This window comes from Thiohalophilus sp. (genome assembly GCF_031581315.1).
In the GTDB taxonomy this organism is placed as follows: domain Bacteria; phylum Pseudomonadota; class Gammaproteobacteria; order UBA6429; family Thiohalophilaceae; genus Thiohalophilus.
On sequence record NZ_JAVLAZ010000030.1, the window covers coordinates 24,444 to 28,849 of the forward strand.

Consider the following 4,406-nt stretch of genomic DNA (forward strand, 5'->3'; position numbering starts at 1 on the left):
TAGCGGGAGCTGTCGGAAGCCGATGTCGGTTCCGGTTCCGGTTCTGGCTCGGACTCTGGCTCAGGCTCGGGTTCCGGTTTGCTCATGGAAGCGGTATCCACCGAAGATTCGGTGGCCGGGGCCATATCCATCTCGTCCAGATCCGGCATCGGGATTTCGACGGTTTCCGGTTCCGATTCGGTTTCAGCCTCGAGAGGCGCCTCCTGTTCCATAGCAGAGGCTGCCGGTGTGTCGTCCGGCTCGAACGGGACCTCCGTGGTGGGTGCGGAATGGTCGGCGGCGGGCTCGGACGTAACGGCGTCGGTCTCAGTTTTGGCGGTGGCCGTGTCGGACGGTTCCGGTTCGGGGGGTATGTCGGCCGCTGCCGGAGGCGCCCCGGCGGAGGCGGTTTCATCACGGCCTGACTCCGCAGGATGCGCTTCGCTCTGCGGGGTCCGGCTCAGATCAATATGATCCGTTTGATCCCGGGCGGGAGCCGTCGGGGGAGATTGCGGAGCAGTGGACGGAGCCGATGCGCTCTGACCGGTGGCCGGCTGCAAATGCTGCCGGGCATTGAAGACGGTCTTGCATTTGCCGCAACGTACCTTGCCCTGCGCCACCGCCAGCTGGGCTTCGGTGATTCGAAAACAGGTACGACAGGCAGGACAACACGTTAGCATTGCGGTCCTGGCTGTTTTTGGAAGGCGGCGTGAATCATGCCGGTGATCATATCACGCTAGATCAGTTTCTAGGTGCTAGGTCCTAGGTCCTAGTATCTACCTAGCCCCTGTGAGACAAACCCACTCTTCGATCTGACGATAGAGCTGCATGTTGAAAAAGGGCTGGTAGGCGGCGATGACGTCATCCATCTGGGTGTCGAGGATCCCGGCCAGGACGATGCTGCCGCCCGGCTCGACATGCCCGGCCAGTTGCGGGGCCAGGCTGATCAGGGGGCCGGCCAGGATATTGGCCAGCAGCAGGGGGACGGTGATGTCCTGCGGCAGAGCCCCGGGCAGGCAGAGGGTGGTGTTCTCGTCGATCCCGTTTTTACGCAGATTCTCCGCCGTGGCCAGCAGGGCCTGGGGGTCGTTGTCCACCCCCCACAGCTGTCGCGCGCCGAGTTTGCTGGCTGCGATGGCGAGAATGCCAGAGCCGCAGCCATAGTCGATGACGTTCTGATCCCGCGGGGGATGTTCATCCAGCCATTCCAGGCAGAGCCGGGTGGTCGGATGGGTACCGGTGCCAAAAGCCAGGCCCGGATCGAGCAGAATGTTCACGGCTTCGGGATCGGGCGGGGTATAGCCGCCGGGGACGATCCAGACCTGTTCGCCGAACTGCATCGGCTGGAAATGATCCATCCAGGCGCGTACCCAGTTCTGATCTTCCAGCGGCTCGGCTTTCCAGTCACTCACCGGTTCGCTCAGGCGAGCGTTGATCTGATCGATGATGGTCCGGGGATCCTGATCGGCGCTGAACAGACCGATCACCCGTGTCTGTTCCCAGATCGGCGTACTCCCCGGCGCCGGCTCCAGCAACGGCTGATTGGCGGCGTCCAGCAAGGTCACCGACGCGGCGCCAGCCGACTCGAGTGCGTCACTGAGACGTTCGACCTGTTCGGCCGACGCGGGGATGATGAGTTGTAACCAGGACATAAAATAACAGGGCCGAGTTACGAGGGACGAGTGACGAGGAATTGCCTTGATAAACCACCAAGACACCAAGGCACGAAGTTATTTGATTTGGTATTTGCCCATACCCAACCGGAAAAACATCGTAAAATTAACGCACTTAATTTCACCGGTTTTTCATCTGGTTGTTCTTGGTGTCTTCGTGTCTTGGTGGTAAACGCTTTTCCTCGTAACTCGTCCCTCGGTACTGAAAAACTGTTGAGTGAACTACCGTTCACTCAACAGTTTTTCAAGATAGTGAATGTTGGTCCCGCCGGCCCGGAAGTTGGCATCGCGGATCAGTTCCTGGTGCAGGGGAATGTTGGTCTTGATGCCTTCGACCACGACTTCGCTCAGGGCGATGCGCATGCGTGCCAGGGCGGTGTTGCGATCTTCGCCGTGGGCAATCAGTTTGCCGATCATCGAATCGTAATAGGGCGGTACCCGGTAACCGTTATAGATATGGGTATCGACCCGGATACCCGGTCCACCCGGTGCGTGATAGGAGCTGATAGTGCCCGGCGAAGGGATAAACTTGTCCGGGTCCTCGGCGTTCATGCGACATTCGATGGCATGGCCGCGGATTTCGATCTCCTTCTGGGTATAACGCAGTTTTTCACCCGAGGCGATCAGTAACTGTTCGCGGACGATATCCACGCCGGTGATCATTTCGGTCACCGGGTGTTCCACCTGTACGCGGGTATTCATCTCGATGAAGTAGAACTCACCATCCTGATACAGAAACTCGAAGGTGCCGGCGCCGCGATAACCGATCTCGCGGCAGGCATCGGCGCAGCGTTCGCCGATCTTCTTGCGCATCTTTTCGGTGATGCCCGGAGCGGGCGCCTCTTCGATCACTTTCTGGTGACGGCGCTGCATGGAGCAATCGCGCTCACCCAGATGAATGGCGTTGCCGTGTTCATCAGCGAGCACCTGGAACTCGATATGCCGCGGGTTTTCCAGGAATTTTTCCATGTAGACCATGTCGTTGCCGAACGACGAGCCGGCTTCGGCCCGGGTCATGGAAATGGCATTCAGCAAGGCCGCTTCGGAGTGGACCACGCGCATGCCACGCCCGCCGCCACCGCCGGCGGCCTTGATGATGATCGGATAACCGATCTCACGGGCAAGGCGAATATTGGTTTCGTCATCACTGCCCAGCGGCCCGTCGGAACCGGGTACACAGGGCACGCCGGTTTTTTGCATTGCCTTGATGGCCTGCACCTTGTCACCCATCATGCGAATGGTTTCGGGCCGCGGACCGATAAAGATAAATCCGCTTTCCATCACCCGCTCGGCGAAGTCGGCATTTTCCGACAAAAAACCATAACCGGGGTGAATGGCCATCGAGTCGGTGACTTCGGCGGCGCTGATCACGGCGGGTATGTTCAGATAGCTCTCGGTGGAGGAAGCGGGGCCGATACAGACCGATTCATCGGCCAGACGCACATGCTTCAGATCGCGATCGGCATCGGAGTGAACCGCCACGGTTTTGATACCCAGCTCGCGGCAGGCGCGCAGAATGCGCAGCGCAATCTCTCCACGGTTGGCAATCAGGACTTTTTCTATCATCGTTTACACAATCTGGTTAGTGCCCAAAAGGCGAAGTGGCGGGCCGCTCGCGGCGGCCGGTTTCGTTAGCCGATGACAAACAGCGGTTCGTCGTATTCCACCGGCTGGCCGTTTTCCACCAGGATGGCCTTGATGGTGCCGCTCTTGTCGGCCTCGATCTGGTTGAGCAGCTTCATGGCCTCGATGATGCACAGGGTATCACCGGCGTTGACCTGCTGACCCACTTCGACAAACGAACTGGCGCCGGGCGAGGGCGCACGGTAGAAGGTGCCTACCATGGGAGATTTGACCACATGGCCTTCAGGCAGTGTGGGCTCGTCGCTTTCCGCGGCAGCAGGGGCCGCCGGTGCCGGTGCGGGCGCCGCCGGGGCTGCCGGTGCCGGTTGCGGCGGCGCCTGCATCATCATCGGGGCGTTGGGACCGGTGCGGCTGATACGCACCGACTCTTCACCTTCCTTGATCTCGATTTCGGCAACGCCGGACTCTTCCAGCAGTTCGATCAGTTTTTTGACTTTGCGAATATCCATAACAGTAATGCCTTGACAGGGTTATCAGGTTAGTTGTTCTGCAGGGTATGTAGTGCCGACTGCAACGCCAGCGTGTACCCGTACGCACCCAGCCCGCTGATCACACCGCTGGCCAGTTCCGAAAAATAGGAATGGCGACGGAAATCCTCGCGTGCATGGATGTTGGAAAGATGTACTTCGATAAACGGAATCTTCACCGCCGCCAGCGCGTCGCGCAGTGCCACGCTGGTATGGGTAAAAGCGGCGGGATTGATAATGATCCAGGCCACATTCTCGCTGGCCGCCTGCTGCACGCGGGAAACCAGTTCGTGCTCGGCATTGCTCTGCAGGCTGGATAACGTGTGCCCGGCTTCACTGGCAATGCGGCCCAGTTCCTGATCGATCTCGGCCAGGGTGGCCGCGCCATAGTGTTCCGGCTCGCGCGTGCCGAGCAGGTTCAGGTTGGGTCCGTGTAATACCAGTATCTGGGCCATAATGTGTTTGTCTAAAATATAGCGTTGTCGCGTCGCGGGCCGTTTGAGTCGATTTATCGTGGCTACAAATCCGAGAAGATCGAAGCAAGATCGACGCCATTTTGACGCAGTTTTATCGGCCGATTTGAAGAGAATTCTGCCTCAAGCTGAGGGGTTTGTCCAGAACTCCGGATTTACCCGCCAGTTCG

General features: G+C 59.2%; 5 protein-coding genes. All 5 read right to left on the reverse strand.

The window, feature by feature from the left end; all coding sequences use genetic code 11:
* The coding region (locus RI563_RS06280; RefSeq protein ID WP_310693511.1) for an MJ0042-type zinc finger domain-containing protein at positions 1-659 on the reverse strand (659 nt) is incomplete at its 3' end.
* Positions 660-755: 96 nt separating this feature from the next.
* Complete coding sequence (prmA, locus tag RI563_RS06285) at positions 756-1,631, reverse strand: 50S ribosomal protein L11 methyltransferase (RefSeq protein ID WP_310693512.1); 876 nt, start codon at positions 1,629-1,631, stop codon at positions 756-758.
* A 243-nt stretch (positions 1,632-1,874) separates the two neighbouring features.
* A complete protein-coding gene (accC, locus tag RI563_RS06290; RefSeq protein WP_310693513.1) occupies positions 1,875-3,218 on the reverse strand; it encodes an acetyl-CoA carboxylase biotin carboxylase subunit in 1,344 nt (447 codons plus the stop codon).
* A gap of 65 nt (positions 3,219-3,283) precedes the next feature.
* Positions 3,284-3,745, reverse strand: a complete 462-nt coding sequence (gene accB / locus RI563_RS06295; protein WP_310693514.1) for an acetyl-CoA carboxylase biotin carboxyl carrier protein — start codon at positions 3,743-3,745, stop codon at positions 3,284-3,286.
* Between the two features lie 29 nt (positions 3,746-3,774).
* Positions 3,775-4,218: a type II 3-dehydroquinate dehydratase gene (gene aroQ / locus RI563_RS06300; protein ID WP_310693515.1), complete on the reverse strand. Its 444-nt coding sequence runs from the start codon at positions 4,216-4,218 to the stop codon at positions 3,775-3,777.
* Positions 4,219-4,406: the final 188 nt, after the last annotated feature.

What these genes read in the sequence shown, in the direction of transcription:
- accB (WP_310693514.1), bottom strand. Translation starts at nt 3,745, where the DNA reads ATGGATATTCGCAAAGTCAAAAAACTGATCGAACTGCTGGAAGAGTCC.
- aroQ (WP_310693515.1), bottom strand. Translation starts at nt 4,218, where the DNA reads ATGGCCCAGATACTGGTATTACACGGACCCAACCTGAACCTGCTCGGC.
- accC (WP_310693513.1), bottom strand. Translation starts at nt 3,218, where the DNA reads ATGATAGAAAAAGTCCTGATTGCCAACCGTGGAGAGATTGCGCTGCGC.
- prmA (WP_310693512.1), bottom strand. Translation starts at nt 1,631, where the DNA reads ATGTCCTGGTTACAACTCATCATCCCCGCGTCGGCCGAACAGGTCGAA.